General features: G+C 56.4%; 22 protein-coding genes. 5 read left to right on the plus strand and 17 right to left on the minus strand.

The features are described 5' to 3' along the window. Positions 1 to 12: 12 nt before the first annotated feature. The 17 genes from M8006_RS00210 to M8006_RS00290 form a co-directional block, all read right to left on the minus strand. Positions 13 to 501, minus strand: coding sequence for a putative pterin-binding protein (locus tag M8006_RS00210; protein WP_347709729.1), 489 nt, complete (start codon positions 499 to 501; stop codon positions 13 to 15). Between the two features lie 168 nt (positions 502 to 669). Then, positions 670 to 1494 carry a DUF2189 domain-containing protein gene (locus M8006_RS00215; protein WP_250078865.1) on the minus strand — a complete coding sequence of 275 codons (825 nt, stop codon included), beginning with the start codon at positions 1492 to 1494 and terminating at the stop codon, positions 670 to 672. A 231-nt stretch (positions 1495 to 1725) separates the two neighbouring features. Beyond that, positions 1726 to 2154: a universal stress protein gene (locus M8006_RS00220; protein ID WP_250078868.1), complete on the minus strand. Its 429-nt coding sequence runs from the start codon at positions 2152 to 2154 to the stop codon at positions 1726 to 1728. Positions 2155 to 2167: 13 nt separating this feature from the next. Then, positions 2168 to 4762, minus strand: coding sequence for a TRAP transporter permease (locus tag M8006_RS00225; RefSeq protein ID WP_250078869.1), 2595 nt, complete (start codon positions 4760 to 4762; stop codon positions 2168 to 2170). A 137-nt stretch (positions 4763 to 4899) separates the two neighbouring features. Beyond that, positions 4900 to 5880 (minus strand): TAXI family TRAP transporter solute-binding subunit, encoded by a 981-nt coding sequence (locus M8006_RS00230; RefSeq protein ID WP_250078871.1) that lies wholly within the window; start codon positions 5878 to 5880, stop codon positions 4900 to 4902. Positions 5881 to 6180: 300 nt separating this feature from the next. Next, positions 6181 to 7569: a KamA family radical SAM protein gene (locus M8006_RS00235; RefSeq protein ID WP_250078874.1), complete on the minus strand. Its 1389-nt coding sequence runs from the start codon at positions 7567 to 7569 to the stop codon at positions 6181 to 6183. A 268-nt stretch (positions 7570 to 7837) separates the two neighbouring features. Beyond that, entirely contained in the window at positions 7838 to 9139 is a 1302-nt protein-coding gene (locus tag M8006_RS00240) for a TRAP transporter large permease (RefSeq protein ID WP_250078876.1), read from the minus strand. Then, positions 9129 to 9608 (minus strand): TRAP transporter small permease, encoded by a 480-nt coding sequence (locus tag M8006_RS00245; protein ID WP_250078878.1) that lies wholly within the window; start codon positions 9606 to 9608, stop codon positions 9129 to 9131. The genes M8006_RS00240 and M8006_RS00245 overlap by 11 nt, the downstream gene beginning before the upstream one ends. Before the next feature lie 95 nt (positions 9609 to 9703). After that, positions 9704 to 10714: a DctP family TRAP transporter solute-binding subunit gene (locus M8006_RS00250; RefSeq protein ID WP_250078880.1), complete on the minus strand. Its 1011-nt coding sequence runs from the start codon at positions 10712 to 10714 to the stop codon at positions 9704 to 9706. A 120-nt stretch (positions 10715 to 10834) separates the two neighbouring features. Beyond that, positions 10835 to 11365: a DUF192 domain-containing protein gene (locus M8006_RS00255; RefSeq protein ID WP_250078883.1), complete on the minus strand. Its 531-nt coding sequence runs from the start codon at positions 11363 to 11365 to the stop codon at positions 10835 to 10837. 30 nt (positions 11366 to 11395) lie between these two features. Continuing rightward, positions 11396 to 12505, minus strand: a complete 1110-nt coding sequence (locus tag M8006_RS00260) for an ABC transporter ATP-binding protein (RefSeq protein ID WP_250078886.1) — start codon at positions 12503 to 12505, stop codon at positions 11396 to 11398. Continuing rightward, positions 12498 to 13178, minus strand: coding sequence for a molybdate ABC transporter permease subunit (gene modB / locus M8006_RS00265; RefSeq protein ID WP_250078887.1), 681 nt, complete (start codon positions 13176 to 13178; stop codon positions 12498 to 12500). The genes M8006_RS00260 and modB overlap by 8 nt, the downstream gene beginning before the upstream one ends. Then, positions 13178 to 13975, minus strand: a complete 798-nt coding sequence (gene modA / locus M8006_RS00270) for a molybdate ABC transporter substrate-binding protein (RefSeq protein WP_250078889.1) — start codon at positions 13973 to 13975, stop codon at positions 13178 to 13180. Before modA ends, modB begins: the two co-directional genes overlap by 1 nt. Positions 13976 to 13999: 24 nt before the next feature. Next, complete coding sequence (gene pyk / locus M8006_RS00275) at positions 14000 to 15481, minus strand: pyruvate kinase (RefSeq protein WP_250078891.1); 1482 nt, start codon at positions 15479 to 15481, stop codon at positions 14000 to 14002. 238 nt (positions 15482 to 15719) lie between these two features. Next, entirely contained in the window at positions 15720 to 16721 is a 1002-nt protein-coding gene (locus M8006_RS00280) for an NADP-dependent oxidoreductase (protein ID WP_250078893.1), read from the minus strand. A gap of 168 nt (positions 16722 to 16889) precedes the next feature. Continuing rightward, positions 16890 to 17282, minus strand: coding sequence for a phasin family protein (locus tag M8006_RS00285; RefSeq protein ID WP_250078895.1), 393 nt, complete (start codon positions 17280 to 17282; stop codon positions 16890 to 16892). Between the two features lie 129 nt (positions 17283 to 17411). Continuing rightward, complete coding sequence (locus M8006_RS00290) at positions 17412 to 18113, minus strand: glutathione S-transferase N-terminal domain-containing protein (protein WP_250078897.1); 702 nt, start codon at positions 18111 to 18113, stop codon at positions 17412 to 17414. 369 nt (positions 18114 to 18482) lie between these two features. Here M8006_RS00290 and M8006_RS00295 point away from each other — a divergent pair, with 369 nt between their 5' ends. From M8006_RS00295 to glcF, 5 genes are all read left to right on the plus strand, one after another. Then, a complete protein-coding gene (locus M8006_RS00295) occupies positions 18483 to 20186 on the plus strand; it encodes an L-lactate permease (protein ID WP_250078899.1) in 1704 nt (567 codons plus the stop codon). A gap of 301 nt (positions 20187 to 20487) precedes the next feature. Further along, entirely contained in the window at positions 20488 to 22170 is a 1683-nt protein-coding gene (dld, locus tag M8006_RS00300; protein ID WP_250078901.1) for a D-lactate dehydrogenase, read from the plus strand. Positions 22171 to 22339: 169 nt separating this feature from the next. Next, a complete protein-coding gene (gene glcD, locus M8006_RS00305; protein ID WP_250078903.1) occupies positions 22340 to 23839 on the plus strand; it encodes a glycolate oxidase subunit GlcD in 1500 nt (499 codons plus the stop codon). A gap of 19 nt (positions 23840 to 23858) precedes the next feature. Then, positions 23859 to 24959 (plus strand): glycolate oxidase subunit GlcE, encoded by a 1101-nt coding sequence (gene glcE / locus M8006_RS00310; RefSeq protein WP_250078905.1) that lies wholly within the window; start codon positions 23859 to 23861, stop codon positions 24957 to 24959. A gap of 29 nt (positions 24960 to 24988) precedes the next feature. Then, on the plus strand, positions 24989 to 26221 hold the full coding sequence (glcF, locus tag M8006_RS00315; protein WP_250078907.1) for a glycolate oxidase subunit GlcF: 1233 nt from the start codon (positions 24989 to 24991) through the stop codon (positions 26219 to 26221). Positions 26222 to 26273: the final 52 nt, after the last annotated feature.

Below are 26273 nucleotides of genomic sequence, written 5' to 3' on the forward strand. Positions count from 1 at the left end.
GGGAATAACACCTTAGAGAACATTGATCCGCATGACTTGCCATACTGCACGAAAACGCATTTTCTCGCTTAGCAGCACCTCATGGTAATCAAAAGGATAAAGCACCCAGAGCGGGCCGTATTCCCGTATAGGCATCGGCTCACCGTCACTCTCTATCGCCAGTAGCACGTCATAGGCGACAAAATCATCCGAAGGGATTTTCACATCATAGCCATTCAGTGCGGCCACCAGGACATGCTCGCCCTGTGCACCGACATGTGCCAATAACTCGCGCATGAGCGGACCACGATAAACGTGGGCCTGTTCGGTCCACGGCGTGTCCGTGCGAACCTCGTGCTGCGGCAACGCGTTGAGCATGGTGCGGTCAAAATGCGCTTCATCGTCTACATTGGTACGCTCGATCGCCCCGCTAATGGTCAAAATCACCGGGCCTTGTGGCAACGCCAGCGAAACGCTTTCCTCGTCCGCCAGCCCCCATTGCGCCGTGCTGAATATCAACACGATAATTCCTAACAATAACGCTTTCACCACAAATGCCTCACTTACAGATCAACGAGATGACGACAAAAAAACGAGATGGCGTCAAGCGTACGCCATCTCGTTATTCAGGTCAGTGAGAAAATCTGTTTACATCAAACGCGAACGCGTTTGGAATTTGTGCTCGTGGAATTAGTGCTCACGCTTTTCAACCGGTTCGCAACGCACCACGTCTTCATAAGCATGCCAGCTGGCATAGCCCAGCATCGGCAAGATCAGTGCAAGGCCAATGTAGAAGGTCAACACGCCAATAATCACGCAGCCGGTCAGAATCATTGCCCACAGCAGCATTGGCCGGAAGTTGCGAGCCACACTGCGAATACTCGCTTCAATGCCTTCCATAAAGGTTAAGCCTTGATCCATCAGCGTAGGAATTGCCACAGCGCTAATCGCAAAAGCACCAAAGGCCAATACCGCGCCAGCTGCCGTGCCCACAGCCAGCATACCGAGCCCTTCGGGTGTGGTCAGCAGTGATGCATAGAGCATGTCGGCGCTTGGCGCCTCCAAGCCGAAAAATAACGCAAAAAGAAGTGTCGCGAGCCGAATCCAAGCGAGAAAGAAGATCATCATCATCACGCCCATCATGGCCAACTGCCCTGCGTGCGGCTTCCAACTGCCGAACGCATCGCCCAAATTGGGCGGGCGCCCCCGCTCAATCGCTTGGCTGACACCGTACGACCCCACTGCCACAAGCGGGCCAATAAACATAAAACCGGCGATAAGCGGCAATAACCAGTGCCAATAACCTAGCGTGAGAACGCCTGCGGTCACCGCAATACTTAACCCCACCCAGAACATCCCATAGGCAAGACTCACGACCGGTGCATGCCGAAAGTCTTCAATACCCGCGGTTAGCCATGCTTTGGGCCGATCCATTCCCACTTGGTTGATGCTGATTTTTACCGTCGGCAAATCACCGACTGCATGCTCATGTGTTTTTGTTGTTGCCGTGCTCATCGCATGACTCCTTCTGTCAGCGTCGTAATGCTGCCTTAATCTCAGCTTATTTTTACTGTAGTTGACTTATGTCAGCACACGAGGCGGAAAATCGTCTGACGTACAAAAATTCCACGAATGGCGGCTTTTGTGACAAAAAAGTTGATGCGTTAACACTACCTAATAAAAAACCCCAGGCAGGCCCCTGGGGTTTAGTGCGTTGATTACGCTGTTTTTTTACTGTCGCTTTGCTTAACGCACAATCATCACCGATATTTTAGCGTGATGTACCACGTGCTCGGCATTGGGGCCAAGCACGTAATCGACAAACTTACGCTTGTTATGCGAAGCCATCACGATGAGGTCGATATCAAGCTGCTTGCCGGCTTTGATAATCGCCTCCCACGGTGAACCATCCACGATCACGCTTTGGGTCTGGATACCATCCGGCACGTTCTCTTGGATAAACGCATGCTGTGCCTCTTTTACTGCCTCATGGGCCTTCTTTGAGAAGTTTTTGGGAAAGTAAGCGCCCACCATCGGCATCTTAACGTCCGGCAACACCGTCACGACGTGCAACGAGGCGCCAAACGTTTGACACAGCGTAATGGCCGTAGGCAACGCTTTTTTCCAGGAGGCCTCTTCATTGAGGTCCACCGGCAACATGATCTTATGGTACATGACGCGCTCTCCTTTAAGCCGACGCCACGGCGGCACTGCGATCACGCCGCCGGCGTTGCATCAATACAATCAGACCGAACACCAAGAAAGCCGGAATCCACATCAGCTCCTTGGTCCAGCGATCAACCGGGGCTAGCACCTTGATGATTTCCTGATCAAAGTCAAAGCCGAGATCCGCCGCCTGGCTACCGTAGGCGACCATATCGACCACGGTCCGCTCGTCCTCGATGATGAGATCCAGGCCCAGATTCTCCAGCCGCTGCTCACCGGCTTCACCCTCTGGCACCGGCAGGGTCATGAAGGTGGTCATAGGATCGCCATAGGCATCGACCCCCGCAATCTCCAAGCGCAGCGTGGCATCTTCGTCGGCATTGCCCAAGGCCTCAACGAATTGTGCCGGCGGCACGGACTCGTAGGGATCATGGATCATGTCCATCCAGAAACCGGGGCGGAACAACGTGAACGCGATCAGCAGCAGCACGATGGATTCGTACCAGCGGTTACGGGTGATCATGAAGCCCTGGGTCGCCGCCGCAAAGATCAGCATGGCAATGGTCGACACCACGAAGATCAATATACCCTGCAGCAAGGTGACATCGATTAGTAGCAGGTCGGTGTTGAAGATAAACAAAAACGGCAATGCCGCGGTGCGCAGGCTGTAGTAGAAGGCCTGAAAACCAGTGCGAATCGGATCACCACCCGAGACCGCTGCTGCCGCGAAGGACGCCAGCCCCACCGGCGGTGTGACATCCGCCATGATGCCGAAATAGAACACGAACAGATGCACCGCGATCAACGGCACCAGCAAGCCGTTTTGTGCCCCCAGTTGCACGATGACCGGTGCCAACAGTGCCGAGACCACGATATAGTTGGCCGTGGTCGGTAGCCCCATGCCGAGAATCAAGCTGAGCACCGCGGTGAGCAACAAGATCAACATCAGGTTGCCCATGGAGAGGGTTTCTACCACCTCGGCCAATACAAGGCCGACACCGGTCTGCGATACGGCCCCGACGATGATACCGGCGGTGGCTGTGGCAATACCAATGCCGATCATGTTGCGGGCACCGGTGACCAGCCCATTCCACAGGTCCATGACGCCTTCGAGCAGATCCGCGCGTAAGTCGCTACGATGACGGAAGATCGACGTGATGGGGCGCTGGGTGAGGATGATGAAGACCATGAACACCGTGGCCCAGAAGGCGGAAAGCCCGGGCGAGAGACGCTCGACCATCAAGCACCAAATCAGCACGATCACCGGCAGGATATACTGGAGGCCGACCAGCACCGTAGGCCGGGTCTCGGGAAGCGTGTAGATAGGGGTATCCGGGTCGTCGAGCTCAAGCTCGGGGTAACCGGCTGCCAGCTTGAGCAGCGCGACATAGACCGCCGTCAGCGCCACCGCAATGACCCAGGGCGTGGCATCACCAAGTACGGGTTTTAGCCAGCCCAGGCCGTAGTAAACCACCAGCGCCGTCACCATCATCAGTAATAAGCCGCCAAGGAAGCCGATCACCTTGCGCACCAGGGGCTTAGGCGGATTGCTGCTCTGAAGCCCCTGCAGGTTCGCCTTGAGCGCTTCAAGGTGGACGATATAGATCAGCGCAATATAGGAGATCAGCGCCGGCAAAAAGGCATGCTTGATCACCTCCACATAGGAGATGCCTACGTACTCGACCATCAAAAAGGCCGCAGCCCCCATGACCGGCGGCATAATCTGGCCGTTGACCGAAGACGATACCTCGACCGCGCCCGCCTTCTCGGCGGAGAAGCCGACCCGTTTCATCATCGGCACGGTAAAGGTACCGGTCGTCACCACGTTAGCAATGGAGGAGCCGGAAATCAGGCCGGTCATGCCCGAGGCTACCACAGCGGCCTTGGCCGGGCCTCCCTTGTAGTGGCCCAGCAGCGAGAAGGCGACTTTGATGAAGTAGTTGCCGGCCCCGGCCTTGTCGAGCAGAGCACCAAAGAGCACAAAGAGAAAGACGAAGCTGGTCGACACCCCCAGCGCAATGCCAAACACCCCTTGAGTCGTCAGCCACTGGTGATTGATCAGCCCATAGAGGCTAACCCCACCATGGGAGAGGATACCGGGCATCCAAGGGCCCGCCAGACTATAAAGAAGAAATACCGACGCTACGATCATTAGTGGCGGGCCAAGCGCTCGGCGAGTCGCTTCGAGCAGCAACAAAATTCCCACTACACCGATAATCACGTCCTGCAGTATCGGCGCGCCGGGACGCTGCGATAGCTGCTCATAGAACATGAACATATAGGCACCACAAAAAGCCGCTGTCGCCGCCAGAATCCAATCCTGGATAGGGATACGATCCCGAGGCGAGCGCTTGAGTGCCGGATAGGCCATATAGGCCAGAAACAGTGCGAAGGCCAAGTGAATGGAGCGGGATTCGGTGGCGCTGAACACCCCAAACCCCAACATAAAGGACACAGGCGACGCGATCCACAGCTGGAGGAGTGACCACACTGCCGCGATGCTCACCAATAGTTTCCCAGGCATACCGGCCGGCTTGCGAGCCCCTGAATCGGTCGAAGCGACCATATCCTCGAGATCAACCTCCGATCCCGCGGCCTTCTTTTTATCCTCAGTCATAAGCGTGCCCTGCTCTTTAACGTTTGACCTGGAACCCTTCTAGGTGATGCCGTTCGACACCCCAAACAGAATGCGCGGCCCCCTCGGGTGACCGCGCATTTTTTTCACCGAGGTGTGTTCACCTCAGAATAACCGTATTACTCAATCCAGCCTTGCTCGCGATAATAGCGCGCAGCACCGTCGTGTAGCGGCGCAGACAGACCTGATGACACCATTTCTTCCGGGTCGAGATTCTCAAAGGCCGGATGCAGACGTTTGAAACGATCAAAGTTGTCGAACACGGCCTTGACGGTCTGGTAGATGATTTCTTCGTCAGCCTCAGCCGTCGTCACGAAGGTCGCGGCCACACCAAAGGTCTCAACATCATCCGGATTGCCCTTATAGAGGCCACCGGCAATGACAGACTTAGAGTAGTAGGGATACTCTTCAACAATCCCGTCAATATCTTCGTCATTCATCGGGATCAGACGCGAATCGACGGTCGTGGTGGCTTCCTGGATAGAGCCGTTGGGGTGACCCACGACATAGACCATTGCATCGACGTTGTTATCCGCCAGAGCAGCGGCCTGCTCGGCGGCATCCAGCTGAGACGCCAACGCAAAGGTGTCTTCAGTCCAGTCCTTCGCATCCATCACCACTTCCATGGTGTTGCGCTGGCCAGAACCCGGGTTGCCGATATTGACGCGCTTACCTTCCAAGTCGTCAAGCGTCTCAATACCCGAATCGGCGCGTGCCAGCAGGGTCAGCGGCTCGCCATGGACACGGAAAACGGCGCGCAAATCCTCGTAGGCATCTCCCTCGAAGTTACCGGTGCCGTGATAGGCCTGATACTGGACATCGGACTGGGCAACTCCCATATCCAGCTGGCCGGATTTAATGCCATTAATGTTGGCCACCGAACCACCGGTTGAAGGCGCGTTACACTTAATGTTGGCGTCTTCCAGACGGTTGGCCAGGCGACAGATCGACTGACCCACCACGTAGTAAACGCCCGTCTGACCACCGGTACCAATGGTGATGAATTGCTCTTCATCCTGAGCCATGGCGGGTGATGCGAACATGGCAGCTCCCAGCAACGCGCCGGAAAAAGCCGCGGTAGAAAATACATGACGATTCATGGATATACCTCTTTATCTTGATGTTATAAGCGTTATAAGCCGGGCAACCGTTAACACTGAAATATCTGTTAGATTCCCTTATTAGGATACCAAAGTCTTTCCAATACAGTCTATTACACGCATCAGCATCACGCCGACTACTACCACTTTAGCGAAAAAAACACGTTCTAGCGAAACATACAAAAGTGCCGCGAGTCCTTTACAACGTGTAAGCAGTCTAGCGGTTCATAGCGTTTAGAAGGCGTTTACTGCTATGTGAAATTGGCATAAGGCATAACCAGTGTGGTCAAGCTTAAAAAATCACGACGCCTTCATGATCAATTCCTGCTTTTCGTCTTTCATGGCAGCGAACTCGGCTTCATAGAAGAACTCGCTCTCGCCAAAGGCGGGCTCCAGATGGTGCAGCCACGTCGCGTCTTCGTTGTACTTGGCGAAAAACGGGCGCTGGATCCAATCGGCATCGCGGCCTTGAATCAAGCGCAGCACGAAAACTTTCTCGCCGTGTATATCGGCCACGCCCTGAATTTCCACCTTACCCGGGTCGGCGGACATCGACGGCCCACGGGCGGTACGCGCCAAGCCAGGTGCGTGCTTCATCGCCTCACGGTAGATCTCGTAGGCGCGCACCAGCGGCACTTCAAAGTAGTGGCGCGCGCCAGTGTCACGCTCGACAAACATGTAGTAAGGGACCATTCCCAAGCGCACTTGCTGGGTCCACATCTTGGCCCACTGCGCCGCATCGTCGTTGATATGCTTTAAAAGCGGCGCTTGAGTGCGGATTTCCGCGCCGGTGGCACGAATCCAGCGAATCGCCTCACGGCAAATCGGCGTATCCATCTCTTTCCAATGGTTAAAGTGCGCCATAAAGGCGACGTGCTTACCAGCAGCGGTCAGCTCGCGGAACAGCTCAAGGATATCCTCGGCATCCGGGTCCGTCACAAATCGGTATGGCCAGAAAGTCAGGCTTTTAGAGCCGATACGGATATCCTGAACGTGATCGAGCTCGGGCTGCATCAGCCCTTCCAGGTACATACGCAGGTGTTTAGCCTTCATCACCATGGGGTCACCGCCGGTCATCAACAGATCCGTAACCTCTTTGTGTTCGGCGAGATAGCGGTGAAGCGAGTCGGCTTCGTTGGAAGCGAACTTCAAATCTTTATCCCCGACGAATTGTGCCCAGCGAAAGCAGAAGGTGCAGTAGCTGTGACACACCTGCCCTTGACTGGGGAAAAACAGCACGGTTTCTTGATATTTGTGCTGCATGCCCGGTAGTGGCTCGCCGTCGAGCAGCGGCAGGTTAAGGTCCATCTGCCCCGCCGGGTGTGGATTAAGCTCACTACGAATACGCTCAATGGCCGGCTTCATCTCGGCAGCTGAAGCGCCTTCGCGCATCAGCTCAGCGACCTCGTCATAGTGCTCGGGGAGCAACATGCCACGCTGGGGGAAAGTGAGCTGAAAGACCGGGTCGGCGGGAATGTTATGCCAGTCGATGAGCTCGTCGATTACGTATTCGTTAACGCGAAACGGCAGCACCTGGCTGACCACCCGCATATCAAACTGCAGGTCCTCAGGCAGAGACTGAAGCGCCTCGATCTTGTCCAACTGGCGGTGGGTGTAGACTTTGAATTGACGTGCTTCAAACGCCTCGGCATTGGGGTCACCAAGCTCAATATTGACACGCTGATTCATAACCATCTCCTCGACATAACCCCGCTAGCGCAGGCGCCAAAGGCGCGGAGCCTGCTCACGCGGGAAATAAGGGATGGCTATTGGTACAGAGGCAAGGAGCGAGTTGCAAGCTTTTGCATCGACTTGCAACGATCGTCGCCAAAATATCAATCTATAGAAACAAACGATTCATCCATTTCTTGGCGCTTTGAGTAATTTTGCGGTCACCTTTTGCAGTTGAGGCACCCCAACCAAAATTAAACAAAAACGCAACGCCTCCCGTCGCTTTTCAAACGTTATAGCCCAACACCGTCGGCAGCCACAGCGCGATGGCAGGGAAAACCGCCACCAGCGCCAAGGCGCACGCCATCGCAAGCACAAACAACAGCGCCCACCCCAGCGTCTGCTCCAGGCGGATTTTTGCCACTTCGGTCGTCACCATCAAATTAACCGCCACGGGTGGGGTGAACTGCCCAATGGCGATATTCATCGCGAGCAGAATGCCAAACCACACCGGGTTCCACTCGAAGTGCTGCATCACGGGGATCAAAATTGGCATCATGATGAGGTAGATCGAGATCGCATCCAGCAACATGCCCGCTACCAGTACCGCGAGCATCACTAAGATCAGCAGCAGCACGCCGTTGTCGGTCAAGCCAATAATCCACTCGGCCAGGTGGCGGAAGGTGCCCAGCATGGTGCCCGCCCAGGCAAAAATTCCCGCTAAGGCGATAATCAGCATCACCACGCCGGAGATAATCGCCGCTTCACCGAACAGCTCCCATAGATCACGCCATGACAGCTCGCGGGTAAGAAAAAGCCCAACCAGCGCACCATAAGCCACCGCGACCACGGCCGCCTCCGTCGGGGTAAAGAGCCCCGAGCGCAGGCCCCCCAGAATCAGCACCGGGGCAAACAGCGCTGGCAGCGCTTGCTTAAACGTTTCCTGCACGCTTAGCCGCTCGGCGCCCACCCCTAGTGAGCCCTCCCAACCGTAGCGTCTGGATACCCACAGCGCCGGGAGCAAAAGCGCCAAACCGGCCAAAATCCCCGGAAATAAACCGGCGGCAAAAAGCGCGCGCAAATCCACCCCCGGCACCACAATCGAGTAGAGAATCAACGCCACCGAAGGCGGGATAAGAATAGCGGTCGAAGCCGATGCCGCAATCAAGGTGGCCGAAAACGGCTTGGGGTAACCCGCTTTGGTCATGCTCGGCAGCATCACCATCGCCACCGCGGCTGCATCAGCCGGGCCAGAGCCGCTCATACCGCCCATGATCATGCACACCAGCACCGCCACCAGGGCCAGGCCCCCGTGACGCGGGCCAATCAACGCCTGAGCAAAGCGGACTAAACGTAGCGCCACCCCAGCCCGCTCAAAAATCAGCCCGGTTAAAATAAACAGCGGAATCGCAATCAGCGGGTACTTGGCAATGCTGTTATAGGTATTGGTGCCGAGCGTTGCCAGCATATCCGGCGACAGCCCAGCCAAAATACCCACTGCCCCGGAAAGCGCCAGCGAAAACGCCACCGGCACTCCAGCAATCAGAAAGCCCGCAAAAGCCAAAATCATCCAAACATCAGGGCTCATCGGTGAGCCTCCCGGTCAAACGGTCACGGGTTTGCTCACACAAACGCCATAGCATGGCGCCGGACAGCAGCGGCAGCCAAACGATATACCACCACTGCGGTAACCCAAGCCCGGGCGAGAGCGACTGCCACTGGTACTCTTGCCAGGCAAGCTTAGCGCCATACCAGGTAATCAGTCCCAGCACGGCAGCGCCGCACAGCGCTTGAAACACAATCAGGGCCTTACGCGGCCCGGGTGGCAGCACACGCTCTAACAGCCCAATGCGAATATGGCGGTTACGCCGCAGCGCCACTGAGGCACCGGCGAAGGTCAGCACCACGAGAAGAAATACCGAAAATTCTTCGGTGAAAGAAAACGAACCGCCGGTCACGTAGCGCGTCACCACGTTCGCTAAACTGATCGACGCGATGATGATTAAGGCAATTGCCCCCAGCCAGCGTTCTGGGCGCGCATCAGGTCTCCCTTGCATCAGACATACCTTTTACAAAACAGCCCCACAGACGTCACTGCCCTTGGTTTTTAAAGCGCCACTCAAGGGCGGTGACCACCAACATGGATGCCGGTTTAGCGCGCGTCGATGGCTATCTGCGCCGCTTCAACGAGCTCCTCGCCAATTCGCGGCGCCCACTTTTCGTAGACAGATTGTGTCGCGTCAACAAACGCTTGGTACTCGGCATCACTCAGCTCGGTGACCGTCACGCCGCGCTCTTGAATGGCGGCAAGGCGCTCGCTCTCTTGTTCGCGGGTCATAGCGATTTCCCACTCACCGGCCTCTACCGCGGTTTCACGCAGCAGCGTGCGCTCGCCTTCGCTAAGCGACTGCCACACTTGCTGATTCACGGCGAAAATCAGCGGGTCATTCATGTAGTTCCAAAGCGTCAGGTGCTCTTGACCCACTTGATCAATGCGCGCCACATCAAACACCGAGAGGGGATTTTCTTGGCCATCTACCGCGCCGGTGGTGAGTGCTGGCTTGGCATCCGCCCAGCTCATTTGCGTGGGGTCGGCGTCCAGCGCGCTGAATGTATCTTGGAAAAGCGGCGAGCCGACCACGCGGATTTTCAGATTCTCCAAATCGCTCGGCTCACTGACGGGGCCTTGGGAGTTAGATAGCTGGCGAAAACCGTTTTCACCCCAGGCCAGCGGTATAACACCGCGCGATTCGATGGCCTCAAACACCATTTCCCCGGCGTCACCGCCGGTGACCGCATCCACTGCGGCTTCATCGGGAATAAAAAACGGCAGCGAGAAGAGGTTAAGTTCCGGCACCTGTGGCGACCAGTTAATCGTCGAGCCGACGGCAGCGTCGATCAACCCCGAACGCATGGCGGAAAATTCACGGGTCTGATCGCCGGATACCAACTGCGAGTTGGGATAAACACGTAGCGTCAGCTCACCATCGCTGCGTTCTTCCACGAGATCCGCCCATTTTTCCGCCGCCTGCCCCCAGGGGAAGGCATCAGACAGTACGGTAGAGACAGAGAGTTCGCGCGCTTGCACGGAAAAAGCGGCTGAGAGCATTGCGATACCGGCCAAGCCGGCAGTTAAACGAGCCATTGAGCGTGTCAGCGTCATAGCAATTCCTATTGCGTTATTGTGTTGTCGTTTTTACTGGCGTAAGCCGACGAGCCAAAACAGTCGGCTGGTTATTCTAGGCGCGTCGTCACCGTTGAAGGAAGGTGCGCGTTGCGAACGCTACTGAGAACGGCAGGCCCCTGCGGCGTTGGGCAGCGACACACAGTCGCCCACCGAGATACCGTGCTGCTCAAAATAACCGGCGTTGACTTCTAATGCGGCATGGTAGGGCTTACCCGGCGCATAAGCGCGGCAATCGCTGGGCGAGGAGGATTCACAAGGCGGCATCGTCATAATCGTAACAATCGTGCCACCGCTGTCGATAAAGGCGATATCCAGCGCAATCAGCGTGCGATACATCCAAAACCCATCATAGGGGGATTGCTCGCGCGCATACATAAACAACATGCCGTGATCAGCGGGCAGCACCTCTCGCCCCATCAAGCCTTTTTGCCGCTGCGCCTGCGTTTGCGCGACTTCTACACTGAGCCGATGCGGGCCTTGTACGCTGTGAATCGCAAGCGAGCGCCGCGCTAATGATGACGCTTCCCCTTCGCTGCTGAGCGCCTGACCTGCCCACGTTAGCGGCGCCAGCGCCACGAAGGGAAGTGCAAGCGAAGCCGTGAGTAACGCGCGGCGTGTCACGCCCATTGGTTTTTCCTCTTTTAATCGGCCCGTGTGTTAATCGCTACGCGTAAGGTCGTGCGCGCCTGGCATGATATGAACCCCGGCCGCCAGAAGCGATACATTCACCATAGAACCCGAGGCAAGACGATTACGCCGCGCCGCGTGGGTGGCAATATCAAAACGTAGCATATCGCCGTGAGCGACGCGCAACGCAACCGACGTCATCCCACCCAGCGTGACCACTTCGCTGACCATGGCAGGTATCGGATTTTCGCGCTCACCGTTAGAGGGACGGTCACGCCGGTGCAGCACAATATCCGAGGGCGGCAGGTACCAAGTGACCGCTTCCCCGACGGCAAAACGATCGAGTCCTTCGGCTACCTCCAGTTGAAAACGCCCCCACTGCAAATGGCGCTGACCATCAACCGCGATGACTGTCGCGTTGAACAAATTATGTCGATCAAGAAGGCGCGCCACCGCAGGCGTTGCTGGTTGACGAAAGAGCCGATCCGGTGTGTCTTGCTGCAGGCTTTCCCCGCCATGTAGCACGCAAATCTGGTCGGCCAGCGCTGTGGCCTCTTCCAGATCATGGGTGACCAGCACAATGGGAATGGAAATTTGCTGGCGCAGCAACGCAAGCTCGCGCTGCAAGCGCCGCCGGGTGACTTGGTCCACCGCCGAAAAAGGCTCATCCAGCAGTAACACCTGAGGATCACGGGCCAACGCCCGCGCCAACGCCACCCGCTGACGCTGACCGCCAGAAAGCGCATGCGGATAGCGCCGCCCCAACCCTTCTAGGCGCACACGCGCTAGCCACTGCTCGGCGCGGTCACGCTGGGTCGGTTTAGGGAGATGACGCAAAGGGAGCGCGATATTTTCCAGCGCCGTGAGATGCGGGAACAACGCGTAGTCTTGAAACACAATACCAACACGACGCTTTTGAGGCGAAAGTGAGTGCTTACGCTTGGCATCAAACCACGGTGTATCCCCGCAGATAATGTGCCCTTCTGCAGGCTGATAGAGCCCCGCAATTGCCCGCAAAAGGGTCGTTTTGCCGCTGCCGGAAGGGCCGACTAACGCCAATAGCTCGCCGCGACGGCAAACAAAATCAGCGCCCAGCGGAATCGGGCCCGCCTGTGCCACGCGTACCTGTAGATCAGCCACTTATCCACCTGCGGCGCCCGGCCAGCCCGTACACAATACCTAAGGTAATAAACGACACGGCCAGCAGTACCGCTGACATTAGCGCCGCACCCTGCTCATCGAACGCCTGCATACGGTCGTAGATGGCAATCGCCAGGGTCCGGGTTTCGCCGTCGATAGACCCGCCGACCATTAAAATCACACCAAACTCACCGAGGGTGTGAGCGAACGTTAACGCAAATGCCGAAAGCACCCCCGGCCACACCAGTGGCAACTCAATGCGCCAAAGCGTTTGCCATGGGCCAAGCCCGCTACACCAGGCCGCTTCGCGCAGGTTGCGAGGCACACTTTCAAATGCGCGTTGAATGGGATGCACGGCGAAGGGGACGTTGGCGATCAGCGAGGCAAGCAAAATGCCGCTAAAGGTAAAATTCAGTCCGCTACCGGTCAGCTCCGCCCAGATAGCGCCTACCGGCGCATCGCGGCTAAAGCTGAGTAAGAGATAAAAGCCCAGCACCGTCGGTGGCAGCACCAACGGCAAGGCGACCAGCGCTCCACAAAGCCCTTTGCCACGAAAACGCGCATAAGCCAGGGTGCGGCCAAGCCAAATCCCCAGCGGCAGCAGGATTAAACAGGTCAATGCTGCCAGGCGCAGTGAAACCGAGAGCGCCGCCCAATCCATTGCACCTGCCATTACTCAGGCACGCTAAAACCCGGGACACTAAAACCATAGTCCTGTAAAATGGCGCGCCCTTTTTCACCTTGTAGCCAATGGTAAAAAGCGGCAGCCGTTTCGCCAGCGTTTTGCGTTAGCACCATGCGCTGATTGAGTGGCGCATGCCAGCTTTCAGGTATTAGCACGTAGTCGCTTTTCTCAGCGAGCACTGGCGCCAAAGCAAGCGAATACGCCACTAGCCCGCCACGCGTGTCACCGGATAGGGCAAACTGCGCCGCTTGAGAGACGTTTTCTCCCAGCACCCGCAGCGGAGCCGTCTCATGCCACAATCCAGCATGCTCCAGCGTCTGCTGAGCCGCCACACCGTAAGGCGCGTGCTCAGGGTTGGCCAACGCAATACGCTGGCGCTCGCCCGATGCTTGAGCGGCAATCGCCGCGTCTACCACAGCCAGAGGGGCGTCTTCGCTGGGTAGCATGTTAGCGCCTTTAGGCTGCAGCCACACAAGGCGACCTACCGCATAAAGCGTGCCCTCATCACGGGTGTGGCCCTCTTCGTTCAGGGCGAAAACATAGTCCTCATCGGCAGACAGGTAGAGTTCAAACGGCGCACCCTGGGCGATTTGACGGCGAAAATTCCCCGATGAGCCGAAATTAAGTCGTACTCGTTCGCCCGTTTGCTGTGTGAACGCGTCAGCAGCTTCACTTAACGCGAATTGCAAATCCGACGCCGCCGCTACCACCGGCGGCTGGGCCGATGCCGTGGCAGTGAACATCACACTTAGTGCGAAGATGGCTATCCATCGTAATGCACCCATTGGTGAACTCCTTATCGGCGATGATTAAGCAGTGGGGCTCGCGTGTTTTTCCGTAATCGTCATCACCTTCATGGTATTGGTGCCACCGTGAGCATTCATGTGATCACCACGGGTGAGAATCACATGGTCCCCCGGGGCCACGATACCCTGCTCAACCAACAGCGCCAGCGCGCGATCATTCAGCTCGGAGGCCGACAACTCGGAGGTATCAAACGGCAGCGAGACCACACCACGGTAGAGCGCCATGCGACGTTGGGCAATCGGGTTATGGGCCAAGCCCACGATAGGCAAACCCGAGCGAATGCGTGAGGCGATCAGCGGCGTGTAGCCGGAAGCCGTCATGCAGGCAATCGCGGCCACGCCTTCCATGTGGTTCGCCGCATACATCGCCGAGAGCGCAATGGTCTCATCGGGGCGGGTAAAGCCCTCGTGAATGCGGTGGCCGGACTCTTGGGCGACTTTTTCGCGCTCAGCGCCTAAGCAAATACGTGCCATCGCCTCCACGGTTTCAAGCGGGTAATCCCCTGCCGCCGTCTCGGCAGAGAGCATTACCGCATCGCTGCTGTCGAGCACGGCGTTCGCGACATCGAACACTTCCGCCCGCGTTGGCAGGGGGGCCGTGATCATGCTCTCCATCATCTGCGTGGCGGTAATCACGGCGCGATTGAGTGTCCGTGCACGCTTGATCAACCGCTTTTGTATGCCAACCAGCTTGGCATCGCCAATTTCCACGCCGAGATCGCCACGGGCCACCATCACCGCTTGAGAGGCTTCGATGATCGCATCCATGGTCGCTTCATCCGCCACCGCTTCGGCGCGCTCAATTTTGGCGACAAGGCCGATGTCTTTTCCCGCGTCGCCAAGTAAACGCCGCGCTTCCAACATATCTTCTGCGTTGCGTGGGAAGGAGATGGCGAGATAATCCACGCCAATATCGACGGCGGTTTTCAGATCGGTTTTATCTTTCTCGGTCAGCGCCGGCGCCGATAAGCCACCGCCCTGTTTGTTGATACCTTTGTTGTTGGAGAGTTTACCGCCCACCACTACCGTGGTGTGCACCTGCTGCCCGTCAACGCCGGTGACATCCAGTACCACGCGACCACCGTCGAGCAGCAAACGGTCGCCTTCCACGACGTCACTGGCGAGCGTTTTGTAGTCGCAGCCAACGTGCTCGGCATTGCCGGCCTCGCCATCCATTGCCATGTCCAAAATAAACGGCTGGCCTTCTTTAAGCGTGACCGCGCCGTCTTTAAAGCGCGCGACGCGAATTTTGGGACCCTGCAGATCGCCCAGCGCTGCCACACTGCGCCCAAGTTTGGCGGCGATTTCACGCACGCTGTTCAGGCGGCGGCGATGATCTTCCGGTGTACCGTGGGAGAAATTAAGACGTACCACGTCGACCCCGGCAGCCAGCATCGCCTCAAGTACACCCTCGCGGTCACTGGCAGGGCCAAGGGTAGCCACAATTTTCGTACGACGAATGGAAGAGTAATGCAGTGCGTTCATAATGCTCCTGGGCCATGCAGGTAAACGTAAGGGTGTTAATGATACGCCAGTATAAAGCACATCACATGACAGTCAGAGATGCGATACCTGCATGCACTTAATTTAAATTAACAAGCCTAGCCAGTTCGGGATACGGCGGTGCATGAAGACCGGACACACGGCGGCGCGCCATAAAAAAGCCGTGCTGGTTAAGGCAACACGGCTAAAAAAAGCAGGGAGTCGGCTAGCGTGACGCCTTTTAGTCCAGTTTAACCAGCATTTTGCCGATATTTCCGCCCTCAAATAGTTCAAGAAAGGCGTCGGGAGTGCTTTCAAGCCCGTCTTTGACGGTCTCTTTGTAGTCGAGCTTGCCAGCGGCCACTTGCGGAGCGATTTCTTTGAGGAAATCCGGGTAATGTTGCCAGTGATCCGTCACGATGAAGCCCTGCATTTTGGCTTTGCGGACGACGAGCTGGGCAAGGTTGCTGGGGCCAGGGACAGGCGTTTTGGCATTATAGCTTTCGATCATGCCGCATACGGCGATGCGCGCGCCTTCATTTAACTGGTTCAGTGCCGCCTCAAGGCATATACCGCCGACGTTTTCGTAATACACATCGATACCGTTGGGGCTGGCAAGCTTGATGGTGTCGCTTAGTTCCTGTGCGGTACGTTCGCGATAGCTAACCGGTTCGACACCGAGGGATTCCAGCCAAGCGAGCTTATGAGACGCGCCCGCAATACCCACCACATGGCAGCCTTTGGCTTTTGCCAACTGTACTACCAGGGAGCCAACCGCACCGCTAGCGGCACTGACTAAAACGTTATCGCCCGGTTTGCATTCTGCAATGACATTGAGGCCTGTCCAGGCGGTCATGCCAGGCATTCCCAAAACCCCCAAGTACGCCTGCTCGGGCACGTCGATATCGGGTAGCACGGTAACGCCTTGCGCTGGCAACTGGGCAATATCTCGCCAACCGCCCATATGGCTGACGTTGTCGCCCACGTTTAGGCTTGAGTCATTCGTTTCGATAACCTCGCCAATGGCGCCACCTTCCATTGGCTTGCCAATATCAAACGGCTCTACATAGGTACGAACACCACTCATGCGACCACGCATGTAAGGATCAACGGAGAGCCATCGATTACGAATACGCACTTCGCCCTCGGCTAGCTCGGGTAGGGTTTGCGTTTCTAATGTAAAAAGTGCGCGGTCGGGTAGGCCGTTGGGATAATCGGTAAGCGTATAAAATTGCGACTGCATAAATGCCTCCTGCGAATACATGTCATGAGACTACATGGCGTGTGAAACACCTTACAGCATAGATACCATTAGCCTGCTTGTAAGTTCGTTAATGTATACGCAAAAGGGCGCACAACCCAAAGCGCCACGGCGGTTAGGCCGTGGCGCTTTGTGGACAAGACAAACCGTTTATTGATTAGCGGCTTTCTGCGTTACTTCGGTGGCGGCTTTCTGCGTTACTTCGGTGGCGTTTTTCACGTTTTGCTCGGCCATTTTTTGACTTTCCTGCGCAAACGTTTGCCCCAGCGACGTCAGCTTTTCCGCATCGTTTTTAAAACGCTCGACCATGTCACCTGCGGCTTTCTGCTGGCTATCCACCGCTTTTTTTAGGCTGTCGGCGTCTTTGACCTCTAGCCAAACGCGCATCTGCGCAACTGACATGTCAGCGTAAGCACGGGCGGCGTCAAGCTGGGCGCTCATCGCCTGATCATAGTAATCAAGCGCAGCGTTTGTATAGCTACGCATCGGCGACACAAAAATGGTTTCGAGCTGTTGGGTGTTTTTCTCAGCGGCCTTATTCATGGCACATTCTCCTGCAGTGAGTTAACTCGTCAGCAGCAGCGCTGCTAGCGGTATCAAGAGGCATCAACCTCTTCTGATAGTTAAGCTAGCAGGGCTTTTTGTGCAGCGCAACATGCATTTTCGCATTTCTTACTCCGCCGGCAAATCACGCACCGTGAAAGCTCTAGCCGCTAAGCCGTCATACTGGGCCAACATGCGCTCAAACCAATGCGCCACCTCATCCGCAGGTGGCACAAGCGGCTCTTCTGATACGCAATACGCCCACATTATGCTGCCAAACAAAAGGTAATCGGCACCGCTGGGCGTCTCACCATCAAGAAAAGGCGTTTCACGCAGTAATTCGCGCACTGGCGCCAATGTTTTCTGCAATGCCTGACGCCCTTGTTCCGGCTGATGAAATTCCTCTAGCGTACAGCCAAACCGAGCTTCACGGGTTTCTCGAAAATAAGCGCGATCGTCGGGGTGAATGGCGGCAAGCAAATCCAACGCCACAATGCGAAATAGCGAGGGTGTGACGCTACGCTCAACAAAGTGCTTAAAAAACAGCACGCGTCGATAGCTTACCCTTTCACCTAAAAGCGGTGCTTCGGGGTAGGCGGTATCCAAGTAACGCATGATCGCGAAGCTATCGGTCACGATCTTATCGCCATCGCATAACACCGGCACTTTGTCGTAATCAGCGAAGGCAAGCTCGTCTTTTTGCAAAAACCGCCAAGGCTTAAATTGGGTCTCTAGCCCTTTATGCGCGAGCGACATCCGCACACGCCAACAATAGGGAGAAAAACGCAGGCGTTCATCGCGGCCACACAAATCATAGAGCGTACGTGTCATTAAAGTATCCTTATTACGCTTGTTAGTAAGCGTTTCACCATGGTCGCACTGAGTAACGTTAGCAAGTGCGGCGGTGCCAACTCATGCCACTCAATAGGTAACGCGATAACCCATGATTATCTATTGGTCTAACGGTTTTTACTGCGGCCATTTTTCGCGATTAGCTAAATACTTTTTTACAAACAATATATTAGTGCCAAAAACGTGACAGTGTTGCGCATTTTTTAGACTCCTTTTTTGGTAAGACCAATTATCCAACGGTAGTCATCCCCCCATCGACTCCGTATCTTTCGCTGTGACACACGCGTCGCTTTAGCGGCTAAATGTCTTTCTGGCGCACATTATTAATAACAAGAGGACGCTCCTCCCATGAATGAAACAACTCTTGCACTTTTTGCTTTCGTACCGCTGGTACTGGCAGGCGTGCTGTTGATCGGCTTTCGGATGGCGGCCAAAACGGCCATGCCGATTGTCTTTGTGGTCACCGCACTGATCGGCCTGCTCGCTTGGGACATGACGTTTTCGCGTGTTCTGGCGTCAACGTTCCAAGGGCTCATTCTCACCATTGCGATACTGTGGATTATCTTTGGGGCTATTTTATTGCTGAATACGCTAAAGCATTCCGGCGGCATTACGGCGATTCGTAAAGGCTTTTCGGGCATCAGCCCTGACCGCCGGGTACAGGCGATCATCGTGGCGTGGCTGTTTGGCTGCTTTATCGAAGGCGCTTCTGGGTTTGGTACCCCAGCTGCCGTCGCCGCGCCGCTATTGGTGGCGTTGGGCTTCCCGGCGCTTGCTGCTGTTGTTGTGGGCATGATGATCCAATCCACACCGGTCTCCTTTGGTGCAGTCGGCACCCCGATTGTGGTGGGTGTCACCGGCGGCTTGGATCGCGGCGGTATTACCGAAGCGTTGGAAACCGGCGGCTACACCTGGATGGAATATTTCCGCTTGATCGCAGGAGAAGTGGCAGTGGTCCACGGCCTCGTGGGCGTTTTGATGCCACTGATCATGGTTGTCATTATGGTACGTTTCTTTGGCGCCAACCGCTCCTGGAAGGAAGGTCTTTCCATCACGCCGTTCGCGTTATTTGCCGGTGTGGCTTTTGTGGTGCCTTATATGCTGGCAGGGGTACTGCTCGGACCGGAGTTCCCGTCGATGATTGGCGCGATGATTGGTCTTGCCATCGTGGTGCCTGCGGCACGTCGCGGTTTCTTGATTCCGAAAGACACCTGGGACTTTCCACCTTCCACCTCCTGGCCTGACGAGTGGATCGGTAAGCTTGAAATCAAGATGGACGACATTGCCGACAAGGCACCGATCTCTACCTTCATGGGTTGGGTACCTTACATACTGCTGGCGATCTTTTTGGTCGCATCGCGTGTGATCGAGCCGCTGAAAAACGCCCTGACCTCCTTCGCGTTTGGTTGGAGCGACATCCTCGGCGAAGGTATTGGCGGTAGCATTCAGCCGCTTTACCTGCCAGGCGGCATTCTGCTGGCCGTGGTATTAGTGACCGCCGTTTTACATCGCATGAAACTCGGCGAGCTCAAAGCAGCATTCAGCGACTCATCGAAAACCCTTCTAGGCGCCGGTTTTGTATTGATCTTTACCATTCCCATGGTGCGTATTTTGATCAACTCGGGCGTTAATGGCTCGGACCTTGTCTCTATGCCGGTTGCCATGGCGCGCTTCGTGGCTGACGGCGTCGGTGGCGTCTACCCGTTCTTCGCGCCGATGGTGGGTGCTTTGGGTGCCTTTATTGCTGGCTCTAACACCGTGTCTAACCTGATGTTGTCAGACTTCCAGTTCAACATTGCAAGCCAGCTCGGCCTCTCCACCGCCTTTATGGTGGCGCTGCAAGCGGTCGGGGCAGCAGCCGGTAACATGATTGCCATTCACAATGTGGTGGCTGCATCAGCCACGGTTGGACTGCTAGGCCGAGAAGGCACCACCATCCGTAAAACCATCTTGCCGACCCTCTATTATCTTGTCGCAACCGGTGTGATTGCGCTGATTGGCTTTTATGTCATTGGCATGAGTGATCCGCTGCTCAGTGCGCTGAGCGGTTAACAGCCACCCGTAAGGGAATACTAACCCGCCAAGCCATAAGCCCGGCGGGTTGGGCGCCACCAAGGCAATCAGGTTTTTTTTATCGCCCAAGGCATTGCGCTCACTCAGGTCAGATCGCAGTACTCAACGCGCTATTACCTACCATACTGCTTGTCACACTGCTCGCTTTTCCTTAGGCCTTCCTTCGTAGCTTTACCTTTAGTGCCCACTTTTTGCCAACAAAACTGCCTGCTTTGGCCGCTTGAACCACCGATATCGATGTGAACTATAAGCAAGCAGCAAGCACGACAAGGAGAATATTATGCCAACCTCCCCCATTCTCGATGCGCTATCCGACGCGGCAGGAAACGATAACGTCATAACCGATGCGGCATCCAAGCGTCCGCATGAGATTGGCTACCGCTCAGGCTCTGGCGAGGCAATCGCCGTTGTGTACCCAGATTCACTCCTTGCGCTATGGCACACCCTGCAGGCTTGTCATCAGCACAATGCCCTTATCATTGCGCAAGCCGCCAACACCGGCCTAACCGAAGGCTCGACGCCTAACAACCAGTACGATCGCCCCGTGGTCATTTTGAACACGATGCATCTCAAAGGGCTGCATTTCCTTGATGAGGGGCGTCAGGTCGTGTCACTACCCGGCGCAACGCTGTTTGAACTTAGCCAGGCACTAACCCCCATCGGGCGTGAGCCGCACTCTGTTATCGGTTCAACCTCTATTGGCGCCACCGTTATCGGCGGTGTGTGCAATAACTCAGGTGGCGCATTGTGCCGACGTGGCCCTGCCTATACCGAGCTTGCCCTCTACGCACGCATCAATGAAAACGACGAACTCGAACTGATTAATGAGCTGGGCATCGACCTCGGCGACACGCCCGAAGAGATTTTGCCACACGTTGAAAAGGGTAACTTTGCCGCCGATAGCGTGCGCCACGATGCTGGTAAAGCCTCCGACGATGATTACCAGACCATTATCCGGGGCGCCGACCAGCCAGGTGCAGCGCGTTATAACAACGACCCGCGCCTACTGCATGGCGCATCCGGCAGCGCTGGCAAGGTGGTGGTGTTCGCCGTTCGACTGGACACCTTCGAGCAGGAAAAGGATGTCACCACTTATTACGTAGGCACCAACGACACCCAACAATTGACGGATTTCCGCTTCTGTTTTCTGCGCGAGGCTTCACGCCTGCCGATTACTACCGAGTACCTGCATCGCGAGCTTTTCGATATCGCCAAGCGCTACGGTAAAGATAGCTTTTTGCTTATCAAGTGGCTCGGTACACAGCGTCTGCCCGGGGCGTTTAGCCTGAAAAATCGTATCGACGCCTTTTTCCGTAAGCTGCCACTGCTCCCCGCTCCGTTTACGGATCACCTGCTGCAGGCAACGTCACGCCTGATTCCCTCGCCACTGCCCAAACGGCTCGACACATGGCGGGATGCTTACGAACATCACCTGATCATTCGGGTTAACGGTGATATGACGGAAGAAACCGAGCACTTCCTTGATACGTGTTTTGATCGTCAAGCCTGGTTTCGATGCACCGCGGATGAAGGCGAACGCGCCATGCTGCACCGTTTCGCCGCCGCCGGAGCCGCGGTTCGCTACCGCACTATTCACCATCGAGATGTCGAAGATATCCTCGCCCTGGATATCGCCTTATCACGCAACGACCCCACCTGGTTTGAACAGCTGCCCGAGAGCATTTCGAAAGATATTGTTCACCGTCTCTATTATGGCCACTTTTTTTGCTATGTTTTCCATCAAGACTACATCTTTCGCCGAGGTGCCGACGTCAACGCGTTAAAAAAAGCAATGCTCGATATTCTCGACGCACGTGGGGCCGAATATCCCGCCGAGCACAATGTCGGCCACCTTTACCCCGCCAAGGAGGCGCTGGCGACCTTCTACCGTGAACTTGACCCAACAAACCGCTTCAATCCCGGGATCGGCAAAATGTCGCGTGCACCCTATTATCGTGATTGAACGCGGCCGAGAAACCTCACTCACTAAACGGTGAATCGCAGCAAAAACGCGTTGGAACGCAGGGATACATATTGATGGATTGGATTTATGAATAGATTTATGAAAAATACTTCCATAAAATCAAAACCACACCTTGTATCGCGCCCTCTTCTCTTTCGGGAGCTGCCCCATGAACATCCATTATGATGAACGCCTCGATGGCGAGCTGAAGTCGTTTGAAAAAGCCGACGTCTTACGCGATCTACAAACCTCCACACCCTCGCTTGCGCTTTTGCACCGCGAAGAAGACCTGCGCCCTTTCGAGTGCGACGGCCTTGCCGCCTACCGTATCTTGCCTATGTTGGTCGCCTTGCCGGAAACGCTGGACGAGGTGCAGACGCTACTCAAACGCTGCCATGCCCTCGGCGTACCGGTGGTGACACGCGGGGCGGGCACCGGCCTTTCCGGCGGGGCACTCCCGATTGAGCGCGGCGTATTGCTGGTGATGTCGCGCTTCAAACAAATTTTAAGCGTCGACCCGGACGCCCGCGTGGCGCGTGTACAGCCGGGTGTACGCAATTTGGCCATTTCCGAGGCGGCCGCGCCCTACGGGCTCTATTATGCGCCGGACCCCTCCTCGCAAATCGCCTGCTCGATTGGCGGCAACGTGGCGGAAAACGCCGGTGGCGTTCACTGCTTGAAATACGGCCTTACCGTGCACAATGTCATGCGCGTGGACATCGTCACTATTGAAGGCGAAACCATGACGCTCGGCTCAGAAGCCTTCGACGCGCCGGGGTTCGATCTTCTCGCCCTGATGAACGGTTCCGAAGGGATGCTCGGCGTGGTCACCGAAATCACCGTGAAGCTTTTGCCCAAACCGGAAACCGCCAAGGTATTGATGGCTAGCTTTGACGACGTCGAGAAAGCAGGCCGCGCCGTGGGCAATATTATCGCTGCCGGCATTATCCCCGGCGGGCTTGAGATGATGGATAAGCTGGCGATCAAAGCCGCCGAAGACTTCGTCAAAGCGGGTTATCCGACCGAAGCCGAAGCGATTCTTTTGTGTGAGCTTGACGGTGTCGAAGCCGATGTCGATGACGACTGCGAGACCGTTCGCGCGGTGCTGGAAAAAGCCGGCGCCACCGATATTCAGCAAGCCCGCGACGAAGCAGAGCGCGCCAAGTTTTGGGCCGGGCGTAAGAATGCCTTCCCTGCAGTAGGCCGCATGTCGCCGGATTACTATTGCATGGACGGTACGATTCCGCGCCGCGAGCTACCCCGCGTGCTCAAAGGTATCGCCGCGCTGTCACAAGAGAGCGGTTTAAAAGTGGCCAATGTCTTCCACGCTGGCGACGGCAATATGCATCCGCTGATTCTATTTGATGCCAACCGCGAAGGGGAGCTCGAACTCGCCGAAGATGTGGGCGGCAAGATTCTTGAGCTATGCGTAGCCGCTGGGGGCTCAATCACCGGTGAGCACGGGGTGGGGCGCGAGAAAATCAACCAAATGTGCAGCCAGTTCCAAGCCGATGAGCTCACCGTCTTTCACGCGCTAAAGGCGGCGTTTGACCCGGATCGCTTGCTCAACCCGGGCAAGAATATTCCGACGCTCGCCCGCTGCGCCGAGTTTGGCGCCATGCACGTGCACAACAACGAGCTTCCGCACCCGGAACTGCCCCGTTTCTGATTGGCCCGCAGGAAAGACAATGACTAACCCCGTGACTAAAACCGCTGACTGCGATATCACCGAGACACTGTGCGAGCAGGTCAAAAAAGCCCACACGGACCGCACACCGCTGCGCATCGTCGGTGGCAATACGCGTGCTTTCTATGGCCGCCCCGTCGAGGGAGAGACGCTAAATATCGCCGAGCACAGCGGCATTGTTCATTACGACCCGGTAGAGCTGGTAGTGACCGTGCGCGCTGGCACCCGCATCAGCGCGCTGGAAACCGCGCTCGCCGAGCATAACCAAATGCTTGCCTTCGAGCCGCCGCGCTTTGGCAAGGCCAGCACCATCGGCGGCGCTGTGGCCACTGGGCTTTCTGGCCCACGCCGCCCGTGGGCGGGGGCCGTACGCGATTTTGTCCTGGGCTCGCACGTCATTACCCAAGACGGGAAGTTTTTGCGCTTTGGCGGCGAAGTGATGAAAAACGTCGCTGGCTACGACATGTCGCGCTTGATGGCCGGCGCGCAAGGCACACTTGGCGTACTGGCGGATATTTCTTTTAAGGTGCTACCTAAGCCCACCGCCAGCTACAGCCTAAGGCTTTCATTACCGTTGAGTCATGCGCTTAAAAAGCTGGCAGAGCTAGGGCGCCAACCACTGCCGATTACCGCTGCAGCCTGGCACAACGGCGAGTTATTCTTGCGTCTGGAAGGCGGCAACAGCTCGGTAAACGCAACCTGCGACCGCTTGGGCGGCGAAGCGCTTGATGCTAGCTTCTGGCGAGAGCTGCGTGATTTGGAGCACGACTTTTTCACCCAGAATAATGACACGCCATTATGGCGGCTATCGCTACCTCCCAATACCGTACCGCTGGCGCTGGATATCCCCGAAAGCGATATTTTCTACGACTGGGCTGGCAGCCAGCGCTTTGTCAAAACCTCACTCGACGCCGAGACACTACGCCAGGCGTGCCAACGCGCCGGTGGCCACGCCACCTGTTACACCCCAGCGGCACACGGCGGCGCGGCAGACCCCTTCACCCCGCTCAACCCCGTGGTGGAGAAGTATCACCGCAACCTGAAGGCGGAGCTTGATGCCTACGGCATCTTTAACCCCGGTCGTCTTTATGCGGCGTTTTAATCCCGCGCGCTTTATTCAGGAGAGCTGACATGCAGACGAACTTTACCGACGCCGACCGTCAGAAGCCGCATATTCAGGAAGCCGAGCGCATTCTCCGCACCTGCGTTCACTGCGGCTTTTGCAACGCCACCTGTCCTACCTATCAGCTGCTAGGCGATGAGCGCGACGGCCCACGCGGGCGCATCTATTTAATGAAGGAGCTGCTAGAAAGCCCCGAAGATGACGACCAGGTCACCGAAGAAACGCGGCTTCACCTCGACCGCTGCCTGACGTGTCAAAATTGTGAAACCACCTGCCCGTCTGGCGTCGAGTATCACAAGCTGCTCAATATTGGCCGCGCTGAAATCGAACGCCGTGTACCGCGCCCAGCTGCCGAGCGCGCTCAGCGCTACGCACTGCGCAAAATGTTAGTGGAACCTAAGCGTTTCGCGGCGCTTTTGAAACTCGGCCAAACGTTTAAGCCACTCGTTCCGGGTAAGCTCCGCGCCAAGATGCCGCCAGCACCGGTGAATGCGGGCACGCGCCCCGCCGCCGAGCGCCATTCGCGCCAGGTTTTGATGCTTGAAGGCTGCGTACAGCCAGGGCTTTCACCCAACACCAACGCCGCGACGTCACGTGTACTCGATCGTTTGGGCATTAGTGTCACGCCAGTTTCTGAAGCCGGTTGCTGCGGCGCGGTTGATTTTCACTTGAACGCCCAGGAAGATGGTCGCGAGCGCATTCGCGCCAATATCGATGCCTGGTGGCCGCACGTCGAGCACGGCGCGGAAGCTATTGTGCAAACAGCAAGCGGCTGCGGTGCTTTCGTCAAAGAGTATGGCGACATGCTCAAAGACGACCCGGCGTATGCCGAGAAAGCACAGAAAATCAGCCAGCTGGCTAAAGATTTGGTCGAGGTGCTACGCGACGAGCCGTTAGACGAGCTGCACGTTAAAACCCGCCAACGCTTGGCGTTCCACTGCCCGTGTACCTTGCAGCACGCGCAAAAACTCAACGGTGCGGTGGAAAGCGTACTCACCCAGCTCGGCTTTGCGCTGACGCCGGTGCAGGACGCTCATTTGTGTTGCGGCTCGGCGGGCACCTATTCCATTACGCAGCCCGAGCTTGCCACCGAGCTTCGCGATAATAAACTCAACGCCCTGGAAGCAGGTAACCCGGAAATGATCGTGACAGCCAACATTGGCTGTCAGACCCATTTGGCCGGCGCTAACCGCACGCCGGTACGCCACTGGATAGAAGTCGTCGACACGGCGCTAGCCTGATGATTCTACATAATTGCCTGAACCATTAACGAAAATCCCCTAAAACCCAAAG

The sequence above is a fragment of the Halomonas llamarensis genome, assembly GCF_023555005.1.
Taxonomy (GTDB): Bacteria; Pseudomonadota; Gammaproteobacteria; order Pseudomonadales; family Halomonadaceae; genus Vreelandella; species Vreelandella llamarensis.